Here is a 22,219-nt window from a genome sequence, read left to right as displayed (position 1 = left end):
GGAGTGAATCATAAAACGCGTCCGCTGACTCGCGGAAAATGGCGCAAACTCAAAGAAAAACTCAGCCCGCGCGCTGCGGTCTGAACGTGTGACGCGGGTTGCGCCAGTCGATCCCGTCGAGCATGTAGGCGAGCTGCGCCGGTGATATGGAAACCGTGCCGTCCGCCCGGCGACGGCCATAGAAACCGGCCCTTCTCGAGCCGTTTTGCATACAGCGACATGCCGAGCCCATCATGCCAGATAATCTTGATCAGATTGCCGCTGCGGCCGCGGAAGACAAAATATCGCCGGCATGCGGGTCCCGGCCCAGCGTCTCCTGAACCTGCAGAGCGAGGCCTTGCATCCCGCGACGCATATCGGTCCGGCCGACCGCCAACCAGATCCGCACCTGGCTCGGAACCGGGATCATGAAACGCCCAGCGCCTTCACCATCGCTGCCGCCAGTGTTGGCGGCGTGGTCAGCGGAATCCGCAGCCGCACCTTGCCGGCGATCTCCAGCTCGATCACCGCTGGTGGCGCGCCGGCACCGAAGCGGCGACAGGCTTATCGGGAACCAGACAACTTCGGCAAAGCCCGTCGCGCGGGCTCTCACCGTGCGGCGCCACTTATAGATCAGGCTGGTTGCGACATCGTACTGACGCGCTACCGCCGCCACCGTGGCCCCGGGCGCGAATGCCGAGGCCATATCCGGCACTGATCCTCTTCACTCGAACGACGACGGCGCTCAGGCCCGGTCAATAACGTCACATGGCTCATGCTGTGCTGCTAACTACGCTCGTAAGGACAACCTTAAGAGCGCAGCCTCGCTACCGTGCCATGCTCGCGCAAGGCGGCCATCGTCGGAGGCGTACGGTGCCCCACAATCTCCGCCTTGCCCCCGTTCTTGATTTGCCCGAGGCGGAACTCTGCAAACAGCCAGCCCTAACATGCGAACAATCACCCTCGATTCGATGAAAGCCTTTCGCTTGCTATGGTTCGAAGTTACCGCTCTGTGCCATCTCATCCAAACTGAGGCTCGGGACGAATTGCGGATCGTCGCGATAGACCGGTTTGAGTTCGGCCTCCTTGTAGGTCCGGATCTTGGCGTTGGCGACGCTCGCGCCTTGGCCGACTTCCCAGGCAGATGTCCAGAGCGCTGCAAGCACTCGAACGCTGTCTGCTAAGGATCGGATTGTCGCCTTTTTATATTGTCGTCATTCCAAAGCGCCTCGGCCCTGGCTCTTTCGCTCAGCGACGGGTCGTCGGCAGCAATGATCGTTTTGGGCGGTGACCTTGCCCCTCTGATCTAATCCGGTTTGAAGTTCGTTCTGGCCCATCGAGAGGACCAGGACATGAAACTTAGCCGCTTCTCTGAAGAGCAGATCATCGGAATTTTGAAGGAACACGAGGCCGGGGTATCGGTTGCCGATCTGTGCCGCAAGCACGGGGTCAGCGACGCCTCGATCTACAACTGGAAGGCCCGCCTCGGCGGGATGGATATCTCCGAGGCTCGGCGACTGAAGGCGCTGGAGGACGAGAACACGCGGCTAAAGCGGCTTTCGACGCCATGCTCGACAATGCCGCGTTGAAGGATCTTGTGGGAAAGAAATGGTGACGCCCGCGCCAAGCGGAAAGCTGTCGCTCGCCTGAAGGAAGGCTTCGGGATGAGCGAACGGCGGGCGTGTAAAGCCATCGGCTGTTGCCGCATGACGGTTCGCTACGAGACCAGCAGGCCGGACGACCGCGAGGTTCGCGAGCGGATGAAGGCGATCGCGCAGGAACGTCGTCGGTTCGGCTACCGGCGTCTTCTCGTGATGCTGAGGCGGGAGGGCCTGATCGGAACCACAAGAAGCTGTTCCGGCTCTATCGGGAGGAGAAGCTCGCCGTTCGCCGCCGTGGCGGCCGCAAACGGGCGATCGGGACAAGGGCGCCGATGCTGGTGCCGCTGAGGCCCGACGAGCGCTGGTCGCTCGACTTCGTATCGGACCAGCTCACCGACGGGCGCCGCTTCCGCATCATGGCCGTCGTCAACGACTGCACGAGAGAGTGCCTGGCACTCATCGTTGATACGTCTCTTTCGGGCATGCGGGTTGCCCGCGAATTGGACCGGCTCATTACCGAGCGCGGCCGGCCGAGGATGATCGTCAGCGACAATGGCAGCGAGTTCACCTCGAACGCCATCCTTTCCTGGGCGGATCAGAGCCGCGTCGAATGGCATTACATTGCGCCCGGCAAGCCGATGCAGAATGGCTTCATCGAGAGCTTCAACGGCCGACTCCGCGATGAACTGCTCAACGAGACGCTGTTTACCTCGCTGGCTCAGGCGCGCGTAGCCATCGCCCTGTGGCGCGCCGATTACAACACCGCGCGGCCGCACTCCCAAATCGCCTGGCAGACACCGGCCGAGTTCGCCGGCACCTTCAATCCGCGACGGTCGCTCGCGCTGCGCTATGCCAAAGGCTCCGCGCCAGCGTCCGCCCCTTCACCCGCCCAGCAGGGCACAACCCACGCCGGAAACGAACTCAAAACTGGATAGAAACTGGGGGCAAGGTCACTCTGCCCGTCGGCGGGATCGTAACGGGCATGTGTTCCGCTGGCGTGTGCAGTTGGGCGTGGCGCAAAAGAAGCGTGCCAAGGTTGCGCTCGTCGCACTTACCGAGGGCGATCCAGCGACACTTCTGCTGCGCGACCTCATGCAGCCGCCGGATGGAATGACGGCGGTCGATCTGCTTGACGACCGGCGCATATTTGCGCCCGCCGACAGCGATCCGGACGCAATATCGGCGCCAGCCTTACGCTATGTCCAGAGCAAGCCTGTTTCCAATTTCGACGCTAACTTCATAGGTGGTTACATCAAAAAGCATGCCAACATCCTCGTAGTGAGCAAAAACTCCCTAAAGAAAGGCCCACCACCCTCGGAGCCTATCAATAAGGTGGCTTGCAATCTGCGAACCTGACAGATGAACGCCCAATTCCCCCATCGGAAGGTCTGGACTGATTGTTGCAGAGCCCATGTTGAGACTCGTGATCACCACGTCGTCCTCGCCCCATAGGAGGAACTTCGCGTGGAAACTCTCTGACGGGGACACGACCTGAACGCCTCTTGCCAGTGCTTCCACTGCGACCGACATAGCTGCTCCGGCCTCGGCCATGGCACCGGAGTTCTGACTGTATACGACTACGGGGGTTAAACCTGTCCTCGAATGGAAGTGTTCAGAAGGGATTATTGCATTGGCAAATGCGGCATTTCCTAGCCGATCACTGGCAATCAGGAAGCGCTTTTCGGCGGTCCCACTCGCGTGGCGCAAGAGGGCTTCATGCATCTGGCCCGATACTACTCCCGCGGTCATTTTTCCTTGTTGAGGCTGATGCCTGAGAGCGTTACCCAAAAGGTAAAGTTCACTACCGACTTCGGGCCGAAAGCCGGGTTGCGCTATAAGTTTGCAGAAGCTGCTAACCAGCTGCGCTACGACACCAGGCGATCGCAATATTGCAGTGACTTCAAGGCGATCAAACTTGCTGAAGAGCCAGCTGCAAGATCCTATTGCTCCGATCCAACCACCGAGCCCATCGTCCGCAACAATCAGTTTGGCATGCGACCCGGTGGAGCGCAGATGAATAGTGACACTTCCTCTGAGAGAGTCATCACCCGAGATCGCCTTTGAGATCGCCGTCGCTTCCAAAAGAGTCTTTTCTTTTGGCTCGTTCGGGCTTCCGGCTCCCCAAAATATATCTATGCGCGCCCCCCTCCTTACAGCGCCACGCAAAAGGTCTACAACATTGTCGAAGCTGTCCTTTTTCAAAAACGACGAGTGGAGGTATATTCGACGGCTGGCCGTCGCAAGAATGGCATGGAATGCATCCCGGTGCTCTTGACCACCCACGATCAGGTCTGTGCGCGGATCAAAATCAATTCGGGCCATCAATGGCACGATCGGTTCGTCGTCCTTCGAAATGAGAGAGTTCATCACGACCTTCTTTCCCGATACGGGAAGCGAAAGGGCATAAACAACTTGAGATTTTAGCTGCGTAGGTGCCTTTGCTGGCAGCCCCCTTAGATCATGACCGTCAGCAGTCACGATGATGTATTCGTCATCTCTCTCGATTAGAGTATCGCCATCAAAATAAATTAAAGTCTCATCGGGATTAAGAATCTCCTGAAATCTTGCGACATTTTGAGACGGACTTGTTTGAATCTTTTGTCCACGTACTTCGATCTCATGGACAGCAGCCCCACTCTCTTTGAAAGCCGTCAGCGCCCCTGCATTCTCGACGCGAACGTCCCTTTTAGGAAAGACCGTTCCCGTTATCTTGTCGACCACGAAGGCAATCTTGCGAGAAAATCTTCGCTGAAGCGTGGGGATTTCCTCACCATGAAGGACGATTGCCGACCCGTATGCGGTGGCCTGAAATGCCGGAACACCATGAAGCAACACCGCTTCGATCAGCCGGAAGCGCATCATCCTGTAGACGATTTCCAGGATAACGCGCCTCGGGAGGTTCAACTCACTCGCCATCTGTGTTGCTGATCGTGCCTTAATTGAAAATGCCCATAGGACAAGTTCATCAATGGCGCTCCAGCCCCGTCCCTTCTCAAGAACAACCCGGGCCGAAACACGAAGAATGGGGATTGCGGCAATCGCCAGTGGACGGCTTTTGCTCGTGATCAAAATGTCACTCCTTCAAGAGCATCAGCCGCGCTAGTGACAACCGCCGCAGGTCCACCTCGGTATGCTTTTTGTGTAGTAAGGTGCTCTAGCGTGTCGAGGAACAAACGTATGAACGCGAGGTCATCCTGTTCGACGGCGGAGGCGTGCCGCGTGCTTTCTTTCAAGAACTCCAAAGACCCGACGACGATTAGCTGCATTTTTGCCCGGCTTAGAAGCACGTTCATCCGTCGCGGATCTCTTAGAAAGCCGAGCGAGGCGACGCCATTGCGGTGATTGTTTCGTACTAAAGAAACGATCACCAAGTCTGCCTCGCTGCCCTGAGAAGAATCGACCGTTCCATGCATGCGGCTATCGTGGGTGAAACCTGAGAACTGCGCGATGGAACTCGCACCGCTATTTCGCAACACGTCCAGGTCCCTCGCCATACGCTCAACCTGAGCCCTATAGGGGGATAACACAGCCAGAGTATTCAGGTCGGCAGGGTCGGGTTTCAGATCTGCGACCTTCAGACGACGAAGTATCTCTAATACAATCCTGCGCTCAGATGGATTATGCCATCGTGGCCGCCCCCTCTCAACCGGCTCAGCTCGACCGGATCGGCTGGCAAATGGCATGTCGATGAAGACGATAGGCGAGCTTGGAATTTTGCTATCGAACGTAAAAGGCAATGGTACCTTGGCGCTCTCAATCCTGTCATCACCTGTGTAAAGCCGGTTTTTGTAAAAGCAACGTGAGACCAACTCGGCGATCGCCGGATCCATTCTATGTTGGCACCACAATTCGCTTGATACCGTGCGTCTCTGCCCTCCAGCCACGGCGCGCTTACGCTCCTCCTCCTCAACGAGGGACCGAAAGGGTTCGAGCATACGAAGTGCGAGTTGTGTCGTCGTTTCTAACACCGCTTCGTCTCGGACGGCAGATCTAAGCTCGTCCAAACCGCTTTCAAAGAACGTGGCTCCAAGTACATGCTCGACTTGCTGTAGTGCATTACGGACTGCGGTGTTATTTGAGAGAATTGAAGTCAACCGCTCCGAATCGAAGGGAGGGAGCTGATGATGATCTCCTATCAGCAGTCGGCGCCCTGACAGCGATAATGGGGCTATCAATTCAGGGCCTGTCGCTTTAGCTGCTTCTTCTATTAGCACCCAGTCAAACTGAGCACCATCTTCACATAGGCGCTCAACGTCGAAAGAATTACTTGTTGAAAAAACAACGTTTGCCGATTCTAAAACTAATGCGTCTAATGCACGTAAGCCAACTTCTTCACGGCGGTTAAGCGGTCGGGTGACCTTACCTTCATCATCAAATGTGGCGTGCAACACAGCCTCTTTGAGCGACGATATCCCGAGTTGCAAGGGGCCCGGAGCATCATTTATCAAAGCTGAACTCAGAACCCGATCGAGATAGCTAGCCGCGGTCTTTCGAAGATCTTCATCCGTCGAGACTGAATCGTCTCCTCCCCTAGACCGAATTATGATCGTTTCCGGCAGCGCCGCGACAACCTTCTTTCGGACCGTTGAGAGTAGGTGATCAAGTGCTTGATGGCTTTGAGCACTCAGGAGAATTCGGGCGGCTGGGTCGCCTTCAAGGCGTCGCCTGACTACCTCGGCGCTTAGTCGCGTTTTCCCGACTCCTGGGGGTCCGACGACTAGATGGTTAGGCAATGTTTTCCAGATCTGTTCCAATGCTTCCCGCTTTGGGCCATCTAGGTCGCGATATTCACTATCCTCTACCAAGACGTCCTGTGAGCTTCTTATCCGCCTTCTCAAGTCGACAAACAGCGATGCCAAATCTCGCTGCTCGCCAAGCGCTTTGGTTGTTCGCAAACGGCGCCGGATCAAAGCTTCCGTCCCCGCTTCTCCGCTGCGCTTGAGAAACAGGTTCTTTTCGTCACGGATGAGATCCAGAACTTCAAACTCGTAGAGCGGAGATCCGTTGGCGCCTTCCACTACTCCGAGAAAACGCGCCCTTATCTCAGTTGCATTCTTTGAGGATAATGTTCCTGATACACTGAGCCTCCAGTCGACGTCAGTTCCAAGATCTTCCTTTTCGAATATCCGATCCATAACCTCGGCGGTGTTCCGCTCTTCAATTTCGGCCGCGAGATTGTCGCGAGCTGTACCCAAGCGAGGGGCAAGGCGAACAACATTTCTCCCTCCATCCGTCTTCGCTGACGCGACGCTGACAGGCAGGATGTCCAACGATTTGACTAACGCCTCGACGACTTGAAGAAGCAGTACCGCTCGCTGCATAGGCACACTCTCGCGATTAATATCGTCGACTTTTGGAGGGACGATTGGAATCGTCCAATCGATTGCCATACTTCTCAAGCGGCCGAGCAATGCTAGCGCGTCGTGCTTGTTGCGGGCAACTAGGACTTCGTGGCTAAGGCGATGAACCTCTCGATCGCCCGGCAGTCGCGCTCGATCCCTCGGAACGATCGAAACCACAGTTGCGATTTGCCAGGTGGGTGGACCTTCGTCCGCGAACTGTCGAACGCGGTACGAGAGTGCCTCGGTAATGATTGTCAAAGTATCGAGCGTCTCCAAATCGTTCTGGTTGGAAACGACGATCTTGGCACCGCTCGCAATATCGCCCTCTATGTATGCTATTTGACCATCCAAGTCATCGATGGGTATGCCGCCATCAGTAGCCTGATCGATAGCTTCCGCCATTTTCCGGTTAGGACGGGCAAGTAGAATGAAGCGGGCCGCTTTCGTGGTCCCAAACCGGACGAGCTCGCGTAGTAGCGTGTCGACCGAACGCATGACCCAACGTGCATCAGCGGCGTCTTCTCTATGGGGATCGGTTAGTCGACGCAGAAAATCGATCTCGCCTTCGCTCAGATCAATTACGGGTCGGCCCCGTTGAAAAGGGTCATCCGACCGAAGCCGAGTCACGTCCACACCCAATATATCAGCAAAGAGCGCGCCTAGAGCTTTCCAATCGTCACCATAGGAATAAATCAACCGGTCGATCCGCGCGCGCGCTTTCGCCAACATAGGATCAAGGGCGTTGGCCTCCCCCATGCCAACGCACCACTCGAAGCCTCCAAGTTTGAAGTCCGCAGAATTGCTGCCGTTCGTGAACACTGCATGCCGGTCAAGCCTACCGTGAACCAGTCCCCGGGCATGCAATAGCCCTATGGCCTTTGCTAAGCGGGAAAGGTTGTTCCAAAGGATTGCTCGATTGGAAACGATGTCCAGCCCCTTCAGCCAGTGGCGAGAGCTTAGGGTGCGCAGACGTGCCGCCAACGGCGTGGCTGCAGCCTCATATACCACGCAAAATGAATCTGCGGTCTCAATCATCTCGATGACTTCGACCATGACTTCATCGGCGTCAGGATAGTTCATTACCCGATCAACCTGAAGCCTTTCATGGTTCCAGAGCTCCCTAAATTCCCCGTCTGCCTGATCTCCAGCTTTCCACCAGATCTTAAGTGTTCGATCTTCGCCTGTCTCCTTGACGACGGCCGTGATCAATCCAGGGCGCAGCTCTTCGACTTGAGGACGTTGGAGATAATCTTCCGAAAGCGAGAAGGTATCTTCCAGTCGAATTCTCTGATTGCGTCGGGCCATGATTATCCACTATCTAGATCAATCCATTAATTCGCGAGTTTAGAAGATCATGCAACCACATCCCGGCAGAACCACCGACCCGCTACTAGGAAAGATGTGGAAAACAAAAAGTGCCCGCTTTAACGCCCACACACGACTCAAAGCGAAACAGTCGTTGTCCACCACAGCAACGTCTTTCCTCGCCTTTTACCTGGTAATCGTGGCGCTCATACCTCTGCTCTATGAGGCAAGCCTCCCGCCGGGCGGACCGAAGTTTCTGTCGGTTGTGTCCCTAATTATATCCATTTTCCTAATTATCATCACTTTGCTAGAGAGCGCCAAAAATTACAGCGGCGAAGCAGACAGGATGCAGAAGTGTGCGCTGGAGATTTCTGACATATACAACCAATTTCAGGCGCTGACTTTGGAGGAGGCAAACAGCCGTAGACCTGAGTTTAGCGCAAATTACAGTGAAATTCTGAAGACACATCAACTAAATCACAAAGATGTTGACTACATTAGATTTGAATTGATGTTTCATAAAGATATGCAAATTGGAAGATTTTCGCTCGCCTTAATGTTTATTCGCTACGTGGCTCTGATCGTCGCAGAATATTGGCTTTACTTTGTTCTAATACTTGGTCCAATGGTATTGGGCTATTGCTATAGGTCAGAACTAGGGCTCTAAACAATTTGGATTCCGCGTGCACCTCATCCTCGATAAATCGGCTGTTCGACAGGCGCGCGAGCGACGCCTAGGTGATCTTACTATGAGTGAGCTGGCTTGGTGTCAGCCTCGACGAGCGCCGTGACCCTCGATCGCGATTCCCTGTAAACGACAACAAAACAGCGCCTGCTCAATAGTGGGTCTTGCGATGTAGCGCTCTCCTGCTGCCACGAGACTCTGCACTGAAATCAATGCGGCGTGCCTTAGAAACGGCCTGAGAAAGGTCACGCCGCTGACGCTGATTTACGACGCTTTACGGCAGTCTACGCGGACGGACGGCTCAATCCTAACGCAGGTCACTGGCCCCAGGTGAAATGAGCGCAGAAAAGTGACCGAGACTCCTGCCAGCCATGATTTTTTACGGTGGTGATCCTATGATCAAAACGGTCCGCCGAACCCCCTCTGCCATTCAGCTAGCTTCCCGAGCGCCTTCCGGTAGGTGGCGTCATCTCGGACGTACAAGAGTGGCGTTGTCCGCTCTAAGTCGTCATCCCGGCCGTTAAGGAAAGCATCGACATGCTTCGCTGACAAAGACTGCTTGGTATCGGCAGTGATTTTCTCCTGATATCGCTTGCGCTTGACATCGGCGGAGAGCGCGCCTCGAGCCTTGGTCAATCCCGACTCGCTATCCTCCGCCGCTTCCAACGGCGACATGCCGCTCAGATCGTCGCGTTTCGCGTTCAGAAAGGCCCCAAGATTGGGGCCGCTCAGTTCCGTTTCAGCGTCAACGCATAGCCGGTCCCGACGCGATTGCCTAAGTCGGTTGGCTTCCTGAATCTGTTTCTGCCGTAGCCCTTCGGCCTGCTTTGATCTCTGAGCCTTGCAGCGCTCGATTGCGCCTCGAATAGGCAAACCCAACGCAGCATGTGGGATCGCGCCGCTCTTTCCGAACATCGCGACAACGGCTTCTATTTCGGCGGCGATCTTCGGCGCTTCGACATCAGACTCGATCGCGGCCCGATATGTCATGTTCGTCTCTCTGTGGATAGAATTCAGCCACGACTCGCCCGTCATGTCCCCTCGCTCTTCGGCCGGAAGCTCGGCTAAGATCCAATCGACTGCTTGCACTGCGGCATGCACGACAGCGGTTCTCTGTGTCTCTGCCAGCGTGCGCGCGGTCCACTTGTCCGCAAGGGACCTCTCCAGCGTCACTCCGTAGCCTTGCTGAACCAGAACGCCCTTTCCGAGCAGGTTTTGCAAATAGTTGTCGATCGCCTTCCAAGCGGGCGCGAAGCGAGGTTCGGCGACAGCGACACCGTACGCTACTTCGGTAGTAACACGCTGAAATTGCGGGCGTATCAGCGCGCTCTTTTCCAAATGCTTGGCGATCGGCACTGCCTTGGTAGCTGCGCTACCAAGGCAGTGGTCGTGAAAGACTTCCGCTAAGATTGTCGCCTGCCATACCGCAGGCGGGACAGTGAAACACGCATAGCCGGCGACCTCGATACCAACATGTTCGGCGAGTCCGATTGCTTTGAGTTCTGCATCACGCGGAACAGCAATCTTCTTTCCGGCCAGTTGTTTCAGCCCATCGACATAGGCGCGCGCCAATTCATTTGCCCGCTTCTCATGCCTGGCCTGATAGTCGGCGAACCGCTTTTCCTGTGCAGCCTGCCATATCTCTTCGTCGGCGCGGGTCTTCGCCAACGCTTTGTCGATATCGGGATGATAGAGCCAACACCGTGGCGCGGATCGAAGCACCGCATCCGCGATCTGTTCACGTGTCGAGTCTCGGGGCAACTTTGACAGGTCGATCTCGACAGCCATGACGCCGTGTTCCCGAAGGCGTTGAATCTTTGTTTCGTCGCTCGCATGGGTGACCGCGACTTCAACAAAGAGGTCATACCCTAGCGCCCGAACATAGAGGTCCGGGATAACCGTCTTCGGGTCAGTGAACTCGATTCGAAGGAATTGCGTCGTGACCTGCTGACCCGGCTTCGTCACGACGCTGCCCTTATTGAGCCCAAGGCGTTTCGGCAGGAGTAGCGACGGGTCTGCTCGAAACACCTCCTTGGCAAGGAGATGTAGAACGGTTTCAGGACCGCCCCCGCACGCGTCGCCACCGTCGTGCCCGAAGTGCGGCACGTTCTCATCACCCTTGCGAGCCACCAACCGACCGCCGCAGGCAGGGCAATTGCATCCGCAAGCAATGCCGCGCTGAACCTCGCTGATATGCGCCAACGTGCGGTCCGGCCTCAGCCCATAGACAAGCTGTGCACGATCGGTGCCGAAAGATATTCTCGCATTTTCGTGGTCGTCCACCTCGCCTCCGGTTTGCCCCGTTGAAGAGCCGGGATGCTCGGCAATGCCGCCTGACGAACACCGAGCCTATTCCTGTTCTCGGTTCGCCTCCAAAAGGAATTCTGTCGCCACAGCGGCAATTTTGCTAGCGGCCTGCCATGCGTTGAAATGTTCGCTGTGTAGAACTTGCTTCAGTCAGCTCGCCGCATCTGCCGCAGGCGCCAAAATGCAGGCTCCGATGCAATGTCGGGATCGGCTGCGAGCAACCGTTCGATGACCTCGTCGATATCGCGAGGCGGCGGCGCAGAACGATCAAGAATGGAACTGATCAGCAGCAGTGAGGCGCGCGGCTGCTGCGCCAGGAGATCCTCCTCATCCTCAAGCCCAAACCCATAGCGCAAGTCGTATCGCTGGATCGGGCAGACCAGGTCAAGAATTGTGGGAACCGCGCGTTCGAAGGCCTCACCGGCCAGCGCGGGCAGGTGCGCAAGGTTTTCCGATACCTCGGATGTCCGGGCTGATACGTCGTTCGGCCAATAATCGCGCAAGAAGGGCACAATGGACGCGTCCCAAAAGGCCGCTTTCGCATCCGCGTCTTTCTTGTCGCGGAGCAGTGAGCCAAGCTCCCACGCTATGCGAGAGAGCACGTTATTGGGCATGCGGGTCAGCGTCTGCCGGCACTCCAACCCGGTCAAATTGAAGCCGCCTTGTCCTTCGATGATCGCGAAGGCAGCGCCGATCAACGCGCCAGAGAGATGCTCTTGGATCGCTTCGTCGGTGCGCTCATGCTCGAGCGCGTGGAAGATCGCCGGCTTCAGGAGATTAAACAACTCGGCATATCGCGGCGCGACCGAGCGCGCGACGACGCTCATCAGATCGATCGCATCGTCGTTCTGCTCAAGTAGGCCTGGTAGCAGGTTGGCGTCCACCCAAGCTGGTGCAATCGTGTGAAGGAACGCCAGTTGCTGCAAGAGGGCACCGCGTGCGATCAGTCCAGCCCGCCCCGCTAGCTTTGCCAACATGTCGAAACGCCCCGCAAGCGGCAGGGCAATGCCGCTGCCAGGTGCGAGTTGCATCTTGTCGAGCATGCTGACGAGGCTGTCGGCGATGATACCTAGCGGATGTGAGAACACCAACTCGGATAGGGGGGAGTCGCGCTCGTCCTGTTCGTGAGCGGCGACGGGTGCCAACTGGTCCCATAGCGCAAGGATCTGTGGGAAGAGGGGATTGTCAATCGCATAGGCGTGGCGCTCGACGATACGGGCAAGTTGGTGTGTGACGGGAGCAAGGGCGTCGCCCGGCAGTTGCGCGAGGACTTGCAAGACATTGTTTAAGGGCGGGCATGTCTCTGGCGCATGCTCGGCCTCGGGGGAAGCGTAGAGGCTCAGGAAGGGCTGCCAGCGATGCGACGGAAACTGCCCTTTAGCCTGCGCATCCCGTAGCGCCGCAAAGGCTCGGACGGGCTCGTTTCGGGCGAATACGCTCCACAAGTCGGCTTGTTCAATGCGATTGTTGGTCTCGAAAGCTTCAGCGCTCTCGAGCAGTTGGGAATCGCTGACTTCATCGAGTACTCGAATGTCGGCCGAATAGCCCGATCCTGACCAACTCGGATTATATAGGTGGGCGTAGATCGGCATTTGGCGGGGTAAGTCGGGAAAGGCACGATAGTAGCCATTCAGCCGCCGGCTCGCCTCGCGAGACAGTCGGCCGCCCGCTGTCCTGATACGAACGAGCTCGCGCGTGGTGTAGAGCGCCCGCGCATGATCTCGGTTTCCTCGCGTCGCGATGCGATGGATGACTTCGGGGAGCATGCCGGCCAAAATCGCACGCTCGATCGCATGTCGTGTCTCAGGCGCGAGGTGATTCCAGCGTTTGCAATAGAAGCGCACGAGCTCCGGGCTATTGTCGGACTGCCAATATCGCGTTCGGTTCGTGTCGAGCAGATAGCGTTCAACTAGGGTTGCCGAAGCGTTGTCGCCTTCGGTCGCAGCCCAAGCTGCGAGCCGCTTGAAGATCAGTGGGTCGCGTTCGATCCAGACCGTCGCAATCCGGCTCGCGCGTCGTGCGTCGCGGCCAGCCAGCCGTCGCCATAGACCAGTCATCATGCGAACGAGCGGTGCGAAGTGGTCGTTATGGGCGTCAGGCTCGTTAAGCCGCCAACTACTCTTGTGTCGATCATTTGGGTCGACGAGCCCTTCGTCGGCCTCGGGCGCATGAACCAGTGCAAGGTCGAAAGACATCAGGTCGCCATCCGCCTGAACCAGCCCGACGTCGCTCCCGATCTCTATGGCTTCACACAGGCTGCGATCGAGCGCTAGGAGCAAGCGTTCTTCGGCACGAACGTCTGTGGGCCAGCGATCGAGGTGGCGACGCCAATCGCGGTCGCTAGCCCGAAAGCTGAACTGGGCCATGTCGTGAACATTGGTGGGCTCGGCTTCGGGTTCATCCGTCTCGGGCCAACGAAACTTACGCTCGACCCGCAACCGAGGTTCGATCAGGCCCGCAAGCTCTTGAATGCGATTAGTGGTGACCGCCGTGCCCTCACGCATCCTGCCGTATGGACTGGGGGCAATTCGCAGATTGGCTTGGACGTAAAGCAGCCAGAAACGCTGATAGGGTTCGGGCAAGGGATGCTGTTGGGAGCGTAGCAAAATGTCGACCGCGCGGGCGATCCGTGGCTTGATGGCCTCGCCGGTGGCAGCTGCGTAACGCGCTGCAGCCGCCGATTGCAGTCGGTCTCGGAACCAAGCAATGAACGTCCAACCTTCATCGGCATCGGGCGGCAAGATTTCCTCGATCCACGCGGGATCACTACTGTGCACCGCGGCAACCGTCACGCTGGAAACTTCCTTGGTTAGATAGGCGAAGGTCGCCCTATCCTCCGCCGTCGCGTCCTTCCGGCTGGCAGCGGCGATACGTGCAAGCTGCCTCGCAGACCACTCCAGGGGTTCGCGGGCCAGCTGCGCCCAAGCGTCCAGCGTACGATACAAGGCACCATGGTCATGATTGGGCGCGTGATAGACCAGAGGCTGAACCCCCTTTCCGCGCCATGTCTCGCGCAAGCTCCCCGCATCGTTGGCCGTGTCGCCCACGAGCGCAAACGCTGGCTTCAGGTCCGGGAAGTTGAGACGCCCTTCCTCAGTCGCCTCAAGCATATAGCGCATCGGCGGGTCGTCTGCGGAGTAGCCCACAAGCACGAGCGTGTATCGTCGCAGGAGATCGTACACGAAGCGCGAGGCCCAGCCGCTGCGCATGTAGGCTTCGCCGAAGTTTGCCGAGGTCAACACGAGATCGGTTTCGCTAAGACCATAGCGACGGTCGCCCAGCCGGCCGTGGAGATGGAGCACGCCCGTGAAGTCGTGTGAGCCAACTGTCGGCATACCCTGTCCCGCAGTGCTGGTCAGATGCTGGCCGGTGCGTCGCCGCCATGCTCGTTCGAAGAGCGTGTCGAAATTTGTGGTAATGATCCGCGGTCGACCATCGGTTGCGCGGGAGAGATCGAGCAAGTCGGTATGTGCGGCGACGCGAGCTCTCGGACCCGGCTGAACTAAGATTGCGACGGCTTCTCGAACCCTGTTGTGCGGCTGTCGCCAATCGGCGCCGCGATACACCAAACGTTGTTCTAGAAGCCCGATCAGCCGATCGTATTGCCCGTCCCGGCGTGCCTCCAACTCCGCCCGGCTAGCAAGACTGCCCGGAGCGCCAGGAATCGCTTGCCCGAGGCGGGCATAGACGAGATCGGCGAGCTCGCCAAAAAGTGGAAGCCCGGCAGCCTTTGAAACCCCGGCGCCGACGATAAATAGCAAGTTTCCTGCTCGCTGCGCACGCAGCAGGGAAATAGGAATGTCCGGCCCGCTATGGTCGAACTGCATCGCGGCATAATAGGTTTATCTGCTCCATCGCGAGTGAATCCTTTCCGCGTACAGAGGTGTCGACCATGTTCATTGTTGAGCTGGCGACACTCCTCAAACACAAAGGATTGAACATTTGACCGCGACCTCAAGCAAGGCCCTCGAGGGGTTTACGCAACGGAATTTCAGGGTTTGCGTCGTCCACGCCTTCGATATGTGTTTCTCACAGATGAGGCGAGGCGACGCATCGAGTCGCCGTCGTGATGGTCCAGACCATCCTGTAATAGAAACCCGCCTGGTAGGCGGGTCGGATGGGGACACATTGCTTTCTGCCAGCTGCTGCCGTTTTGGGACAGCCTGAGCTGGTCGGCACGCTTTCCATGAAGATCGTTGCGTCATCGGGCTATTCTATTGCCTTGCGGCGCGAGGGAACAAAGGAACCATGACGCGGTCTGCTTCCGGCCCAGTTGCTGCCGGGCCGCAGTGCACCTTGTGTCGGTCATGCCGGCCGGCTCTATAGGTGACTAAAGGCGAACGTGAGCGACTCTAGCCAGTCAGATCTCGGCTCCAGAATGAAGCGCATCGAGCATCGAAAGCCTGACTGAGCGGACACGGTCGGCGACGGCGTCGTAACCTGCCAGGGGCACGATCTGGTCGCGAGCGAACATCCCCAGCGCGTCGAGGACCTTCGCCCGCTCTTTCTCGCCAAGGGTGCCAGTCGCGGCAAGATAGCGGGGGATACTGGCCAGGATGCTGGGATGGGCTTTTGGGTCAACCATTCGCCCCAACAGCTCTGCAACCTCCGGGTCGCGACGCAGTCGGCGCTCGATTCCGAGATTGCTGATCTTCTGGGCATCAAACTGAATCCGGCGGGAGCGCGTCACCAACGTCTCGACGAGTTGCGCAAATTCCGTCGCGCTGGCAAAGGACGCTGCGATATGGACGATGGTCGCCCATTGCCCGAGCTCCCGCTGGGGCACACGGATCTCAGGCAACGCGGCAAGCGCGGGGTCGCCCGGCGAATGGAGCGCAAGAGCCAGGACGGAGGCGCTGCTGTGGCTGTGCCGCATCCGCTCCACCAGTTGGTCGCGGACCGCCGCGTCGCCGCCGAACTGCTCGGCGAGGATGAGCGCGATCTCTGCTTTGACCGTCATGTAATCGTTGCGGCCATGTTCCAGGTCCAGCGCTTCAAGGCACCGGGTGAGCAGCAAGGGGCTGGCTGGCCTCAGCATCGCAAGAGTGCGGAGCGCAGTCGGATTCCTAGCCATCGTGCCGGCCTCTGCCGATGCCAGGAACTCAGAGGATGCGGCCTCAGACAAGGCGGCTCCGTAAGCCAGGGTGTGCTTTACGCCGTTTTCGCTGAAGGTCTTAAGCCGCTCTTCGAGCGTGTCGCCGAAAGCGGCTCGGAAGGACTGCCATTGCTCGCTCACGAGGCGCACCATGCTGGGGAGCGGATGCAGTGCCGTTGTGAAGACAATATTGGCCAATCGACCCTGCTCTTCCAGGCCCGCAACGCGGGTTAGCTCGCCAATGATCGTGGCGCCCGCCAACGCGGCGGCGCGAAGTGGTTCCAAGTCGGAACCATAGGTCAGCAATTCGGCCTCTAGTTTCGGAATGGCATCGGCCTGACGACCCCCCGCCACCAACGCGCGATGGTATGCGATGGACAGGCGCACCATCAGCTCGGGGTCACTTTCAAGCTCATAGTGCTGGAGTGTCGAGCCCAACGACGTTCCAACGCCGCCTGCGACTGCGGTTTCGGCGATCACTGTCCGCAGCTCGAGCGGGAGTGGAGCAGCCGCTCGAAGTAGCGCCTCGCGTACCTCAGGCTCGTCACCGAAGCCGGTTGCGAGCACCACCCAGGGCTGCTCTGGTGCCTTCAAGGACGTGCCGGCCAACGCCCGGACATCCGAGTGGGTGTTGAAACTCCGCCCCAGCACTGCCATCGGCGAATAAACGCTGCGCTGGCTGGGCTGGAGCAACGCCTGAACCGCCGCGTCGTCACTTCCATCGCAACCACAGGCCTCGAGGCCGACGGCGAGCAGGTCGCGTCTGACCAGTGGATCCCGGCTAAGGTCGAGCAGGCGCTGCCGACAGGCCCGGCGGTCTGGATCTATGTCCGGTAAGACGGCGGCGAGGTTGATCAGCCGTTCGGCCGGCCAACTCAAGATCTCATCAAACAGGCCCGCCACGGCCGGGTCGTCCCTCCCCCAGGCGGTGACCAGCGCCTTTGCCGCCCAGTGCTTCTGGAAATCCTCCTTGCCGCGCACGACGTCAATCAAGATGTCGCGAATCCGACTGTCCCGGACCGACTGCACGAATCCGACGATCTCGCGGAGATGCATCATGCGTAGCTCAGGCTGGTTCCATGACGCGATCGCTGGCTCGAGGAGGCGCGGGTCGTCTTTGGCGAAGAGGCCGACCCGGGTCCAGACATTGTCCAGTCCGATTATGTTGATCGAGCGCGGTTTTTCCAACTCCCGCTGAAGCCACTGCCTGACCTTGTGCTGGTCGGTCGAGCAATGCAGCAGGTAGGCTTTGGCGTCGGTAAACTCCCACACAGACGGGTACTGGCGCTGCTCCAGCATGTCCACGGCGCCAGTGATGAGCGTTTCGTCATCCTTCCAATATTTGATCAGCAAGTGCAGTGCTAGCGGCCGGTCAGCGTAGTCGAGGCCCGACCAGAAGCCGCACAGCTCCAGCACTTCGTCGCGCGTTTCCGCTGGTGTTTCGCCGCGCGCTGCAAGGCCGGCAATGCCGACCAGCCGCAGGGGAGCGGAGATCGACGATCGCGCATCGCGCAACAGGGCTTCGAGGCGGGGATGTTCCGGCCACCCCAGGAGTAGGCTTTCAAGCATCGTCGCAGGGCCCGGCATCGCCATGCGCCTGGTACAACGCAACCCACTTGCGAACAGTGGCCGCATCAACGCCATGCATCGACGCCGCACTCGCGTAGCTCTCATCCCCGCCTAAATAGCTATCGACAACCGAGCGCTTGAAACTCTCGCCGTGTCTGGACATGCAAAACCCCCGAAGGTTGTGTCCAACTTTCGGGGGTCAGTTCACTTAGACCGGGACGGTTCTTGGTCGGGAAGAAGATCGGATTGAAAGGGAACCTTCCTTCATCTTTGTATCACGGTCAGTCTGCTCGAGATTGATCGCTGCAAACCGGGAGCAGGCCAGATCGACAACCGTTGCAACAGATCCTTCAAGGAAATTCATAGACTCTTAGCAACTCCGGCTCGCTGTGAATGGTAGGCTTATTGCAACGTCTGAGATCAGTGGTCAAACCGTGGCGCCGCTTGTCCTCCGACTCGCCGAACTGCTTGCAAATTTCGGCTAAAGGCAATGGCAAGAAGAGCGCCCATTAGTTTGTTCGACACAGCGATTTCGGCGGTCGGTCACGGCCACCAAGATTTGTCTGGTCGTTGGACAACCTTCGAAAGCTGCAACTTCTGTGGAGAACGGGAAATGAGAAATTCGGTAGAACTTGGGCCTGACCCATGATGGCACTGGTCAGTCGCCTGCGCATGGCAGCCCATTCTGATCGCCTTCGAATCCTGGGCCTTTGTGCGCATGCGGACCTAACTGTCTGCGAGCTAGCGGAGATTCTGGGCGTGTGTCGAGAGCGGGTTGCGCGACACGTCCGGCTACTCGCCAGAGCCGACTTGCTTTGCTGCAACGAACAGCCTCCGTGGCGCTCGTACCATCTCAAAGCAGAATCCAACGACGGCGGGCTGGTTCGATTATTGGTCGATCTCCTGCCCCATCGCGACGGCTATCATAAACAGGACCTGCAAAGGCTTGAAGCGGACGAAACACGCGGCCGAAGGGTACCGCATGCCTGATAGTGAAGTAGGTCAATCCAATTGGAGTGCGAAGCTACCATGGACAACTCCGCCGACGACGCGATCGCACAGCCCGACACCTATGGGCGGTCTTCCTTGGCCGCGGTTGATTGCCGCGTTCACGAGCTGCTTCTGAGACAGGAGCAGCAGGAGCGGACGACCCTCAAGCTCATCGCCTCAGAGAACTTTGCGTCCTCGGCCGTGCTGGAAGCGAACGGCTCAATTTTCACAAACAAGTACGCCGAGGGGTACCCCGGTGCACGCTACTACGCTGGAAACGAGATCGTTGATGAGCTTGAAAATCTGGCCACTGAGCGCCTGAAAGCATTATTTGGCAGCGAGCATGCCAACGTCCAGCCTTATTCCGGCTCGCCGGCCAACCAGGCTGTCTATCGTGCGCTTTTGAGCCCCGGTGACAAAGTCATGGGCTTGCCCCTTCCGGAAGGGGGCCATCTGACTCATGGTTGGGCCATCAATTTTTCCGGTACTGACTATCAACGCGTCCCGTATGGGTTGGATGAAACGACACAGCAGATTGACTATGACCGCTTGCGCGAGACAGCCAAGCGGGAAAGGCCGCGGCTCATCTGGGTCGGCGGAACTGCTTACCCGCGTGTCTTTAACTACGCGGCAATGGCAGAAATCGCCCTGGAAGCGAACTCCTATCTCGTAGCCGACATTGCGCACATCAGCGGCCTGATTGCCGCGGGAGCGCACCCGAATCCCGTGGGCCATTGCGACGTGGTCAGCAGCACGTCCCATAAGTCGATCCGCGGTCCCCGCGGTGGCTTCATTTTGTCAAGGAACGAAGATCGCTATCAGGCCCTGTATCATACAAAGAGCAAATACAATCTCGCCAGACGAATAGACCGGGCGGTCTTCCCTCACCTGCAAGGCGGGCCTCACATGAATGCCATCGCTGCGCTAGCGGTTGCCTTGCACGAAGCCGCGAACCCGTCCTTCCGAAGCTACGGCCAACAGACGGTTAAGAATGCCAAGGCTCTGGCAGTTGCACTGCTTGAGCGAGGTTATGACCTGGTTACCGGGGGGACGGACAATCACATGCTGATCCTTGATCTTCGCAATCGGCCACTATCGGGCAAGGCCTATGCCGAGCGACTAGCAAAGGCAGGAATCATCACAAACTTTAACATGGTTCCTGGCGACCCGCGGGATCCGGCGGTCACAAGCGGAATTCGCCTGGGGGCGCCAGCAGTGACGTCAATGGGCATGCGCGATGTGGAAATGGAGCAAATTGCTGGCTTCATTGACTCCGTCCTCCAGCGGCCAGACGACGAAGATCTCCATGCCTGCGTGCGAAGAGACGTTGCCGACTTGTGCGCTGCGTTCGAGGTCCCGGGCATCTCCGACAAGTAAGGTGGGCCAAGCAAAATGCCCATACCACATCCAACATCCGAAGCGAGGTATTCATGGCTAGGCAGTTCGTGTTCTCTTCCGAATCGGTTGGCGCGGGGCACCCGGATAAGCTGGCTGACAACATCTCGGATGCCATCCTCGATGCCATCCTCCGCACAGATCCCAAGGCGCGCGTCGCCTGTGAAGCGTTGGTAAAATCAGGGATAGTCGTTCTGGCTGGCGAGATTACCAGCGATGCCCAGGTGGATTATAGCCAAGTTGCGCGTGATACGATTCTCGACATTGGGTACGACGACGAGGCCGTCGGCTTTGACGGCCGGCGTTGCTCCGTCGTTCATGCCCTCACCGAGCAGTCGCCCGACATCAGCCAAGGCGTTGACGAGGGAAGAGGGCAAGACCTCCAGCAGGGAGCGGGAGATCAGGGCCTCATGTTCGGCTACGCATGCCGAGAAACCGATACCCTGATGCCTTTGCCGATCCAGCTCGCTCATCGCTTGACGAAACGGCAGGCGTATGTCCGGAAGGCAGAACAGCTTGGCTGGTTGCGTCCTGACATGAAATCCCAAGTCTCAGTGCGCTATGAGGGGTTGCGCCCAGTCGCCCTGGATACCATCGTCGTGTCGACACAACATGACGAGGAGGTCTCGCAAGAGACTGTCCGCGAGGGCGTCATTGAGGAAATCATAAAGCCTGTCCTGCCGACCCACCTGGAGACGGAAGGCATCAGAATTCTGGTCAACCCGACGGGGCGGTTCGTAGTCGGCGGGCCGCGCGGCGACTGCGGTCTCACTGGACGCAAGATCATCGTCGACTCCTATGGCGGGATGGGTCGTCATGGCGGCGGCGCCTTCTCGGGCAAGGACCCGTCTAAGGTTGACCGCTCAGCTGCCTATGCGGCCCGCTATGTCGCAAAGAACATCGTCGCTAGCGGACTCGCAGACGTGTGCGAGGTGCAGCTTGCTTACGCAATCGGCGTGGCCAGTCCGGTTTCCGTCATGGTCAACACGTTCGGGACAGCTAGGGTTGAGGAAAGCAGGATCGAGCGCCTCATTCTTGAGTTGTTCGATCTCAGACCGAAAGGCATTATCAAGATGCTTGATCTCTTACGCCCTATATACCGCAATACAGCGACGTATGGCCATTTCGGACGTGAAGAGCCTGATTTCACCTGGGAGAAGACAGACAGGGCGGACGAATTGCGTCGCGAGGCAGGACTCGCCGCCCCGTGAAGCCGCCGGCGAACGGATTGGCAAGCGGAAAGCCCATTTCCACCGGGCAGACTCGCGCCTGGCAGGGTGGCGAGAAGCCGGCTCGGGTTTTTGGCGGAGACATTGATGCCCGATTATGACGTGCTTTGCATCGGCAATGCCATTGTCGACATCATCGCCCAGTGCGACGACGCTTTTCTCGAGACCAACGGCATCATCAAGGGTGCGATGAACCTCATCGACACCAAGCGCGCCGAGCTGCTCTACAGCCGCATGGGCCCCGCGATCGAGGCCTCCGGCGGCAGCGCCGGCAACACGGCGGCGGGCATTGCCAGCTTCGGCGGCCGCGCCGCCTTCTTCGGCAAGGTGTCGAACGACCCGCTCGGCGAAATCTATGCCCACGACATTCATGCCCAGGGCGTCGCCTTCGACACCAGGCCGCTCGAGGGACAGCCGCCGACGGCGCGCTCGATGATCTTCGTCACCCCCGACGGCGAGCGCTCGATGAACACCTATCTCGGCGCCTGCATCGAGCTCGGGCCGGAAGATGTCGAGGCCGACAAGGCGTCCGGCGCCAAGGTGACCTATTTCGAGGGCTATCTGTGGGATCCGCCGCGCGCCAAGGAGGCGATCCGGCAGACGGCGAAGCTGGCGCATGCCGCCGGCCGCGAAGTGTCGATGACGTTGTCGGATTCGTTCTGCGTCGACCGCTACCGGGACGAGTTCCTCGAGCTGATGCGCTCGGGCACTGTCGACATCGT

The 22,219-nt window shown here is 58.4% G+C and carries 12 protein-coding genes and 2 pseudogenes; 6 read left to right on the top strand and 8 right to left on the bottom strand.

The features are described 5' to 3' along the window. Positions 1-8: 8 nt before the first annotated feature. Positions 9-343, bottom strand: a pseudogene (gene tnpB, locus NKI06_RS26310) (IS66 family insertion sequence element accessory protein TnpB). A gap of 625 nt (positions 344-968) precedes the next feature. Beyond that, the gene (locus NKI06_RS26305) at positions 969-1,145 is read right to left on the bottom strand and encodes a hypothetical protein (RefSeq protein ID WP_352561471.1); all 177 of its coding nucleotides are present in this window, start codon (positions 1,143-1,145) and stop codon (positions 969-971) included. Between the two features lie 186 nt (positions 1,146-1,331). On the opposite strand from NKI06_RS26305, the pseudogene NKI06_RS26300 reads away from it, so the two are divergent. Together NKI06_RS26300 and NKI06_RS26295 are read left to right on the top strand one after the other, a co-directional pair. Beyond that, positions 1,332-2,515: pseudogene (locus NKI06_RS26300) on the top strand (IS3 family transposase). A 49-nt stretch (positions 2,516-2,564) separates the two neighbouring features. Further along, positions 2,565-2,936, top strand: coding sequence for a hypothetical protein (locus NKI06_RS26295; RefSeq protein ID WP_352561470.1), 372 nt, complete (start codon positions 2,565-2,567; stop codon positions 2,934-2,936). Here NKI06_RS26295 and NKI06_RS26290 read toward each other — a convergent pair. Both NKI06_RS26290 and NKI06_RS26285 read right to left on the bottom strand, forming a co-directional pair. Continuing rightward, the gene (locus tag NKI06_RS26290) at positions 2,874-4,649 is read right to left on the bottom strand and encodes a phospholipase D-like domain-containing protein (protein WP_352498883.1); all 1,776 of its coding nucleotides are present in this window, start codon (positions 4,647-4,649) and stop codon (positions 2,874-2,876) included. The two genes, NKI06_RS26295 and NKI06_RS26290, sit on opposite strands and share 63 nt — an antisense overlap. Further along, the gene (locus NKI06_RS26285) at positions 4,646-8,227 is read right to left on the bottom strand and encodes an AAA domain-containing protein (RefSeq protein WP_352987592.1); all 3,582 of its coding nucleotides are present in this window, start codon (positions 8,225-8,227) and stop codon (positions 4,646-4,648) included. The genes NKI06_RS26290 and NKI06_RS26285 overlap by 4 nt, the downstream gene beginning before the upstream one ends. 49 nt (positions 8,228-8,276) lie before the next feature. Between NKI06_RS26285 and NKI06_RS26280 the strand changes: the two genes are divergently transcribed. Further along, a complete protein-coding gene (locus NKI06_RS26280; protein WP_156932643.1) occupies positions 8,277-8,894 on the top strand; it encodes an SLATT domain-containing protein in 618 nt (205 codons plus the stop codon). Between the two features lie 417 nt (positions 8,895-9,311). Here NKI06_RS26280 and NKI06_RS26275 read toward each other — a convergent pair whose 3' ends face one another. From NKI06_RS26275 to NKI06_RS26260, 4 genes are all read right to left on the bottom strand, one after another. Next, positions 9,312-11,195, bottom strand: coding sequence for a competence protein CoiA family protein (locus NKI06_RS26275; protein ID WP_352498880.1), 1,884 nt, complete (start codon positions 11,193-11,195; stop codon positions 9,312-9,314). 170 nt (positions 11,196-11,365) lie between these two features. Beyond that, positions 11,366-15,046 (bottom strand): SIR2 family protein, encoded by a 3,681-nt coding sequence (locus NKI06_RS26270; RefSeq protein WP_352987591.1) that lies wholly within the window; start codon positions 15,044-15,046, stop codon positions 11,366-11,368. 533 nt (positions 15,047-15,579) lie between these two features. Then, positions 15,580-17,907: a hypothetical protein gene (locus NKI06_RS26265; protein WP_352987601.1), complete on the bottom strand. Its 2,328-nt coding sequence runs from the start codon at positions 17,905-17,907 to the stop codon at positions 15,580-15,582. Next, positions 17,876-18,046, bottom strand: coding sequence for a helix-turn-helix domain-containing protein (locus tag NKI06_RS26260; RefSeq protein WP_084565917.1), 171 nt, complete (start codon positions 18,044-18,046; stop codon positions 17,876-17,878). Before NKI06_RS26260 ends, NKI06_RS26265 begins: the two co-directional genes overlap by 32 nt. Positions 18,047-18,912: 866 nt before the next feature. On the opposite strand from NKI06_RS26260, the gene glyA reads away from it, so the two are divergent. From glyA to NKI06_RS26240, 3 genes are all read left to right on the top strand, one after another. Beyond that, positions 18,913-20,250 (top strand): serine hydroxymethyltransferase, encoded by a 1,338-nt coding sequence (gene glyA, locus NKI06_RS26250; protein WP_023707831.1) that lies wholly within the window; start codon positions 18,913-18,915, stop codon positions 20,248-20,250. A gap of 53 nt (positions 20,251-20,303) precedes the next feature. Then, entirely contained in the window at positions 20,304-21,479 is a 1,176-nt protein-coding gene (metK, locus tag NKI06_RS26245) for a methionine adenosyltransferase (RefSeq protein WP_023707830.1), read from the top strand. 105 nt (positions 21,480-21,584) lie between these two features. Further along, positions 21,585-22,219, top strand: a 635-nt coding sequence (locus tag NKI06_RS26240) for an adenosine kinase (RefSeq protein WP_352987590.1), incomplete at its 3' end; no start/stop codon positions are given.

This window comes from Mesorhizobium sp. M0772 (assembly GCF_040320135.1).
Classification (GTDB): domain Bacteria; phylum Pseudomonadota; class Alphaproteobacteria; order Rhizobiales; family Rhizobiaceae; genus Mesorhizobium.
Note: the sequence above shows the minus strand (reverse complement) of the source record. Positions and strands in the feature narration are given on the sequence as shown.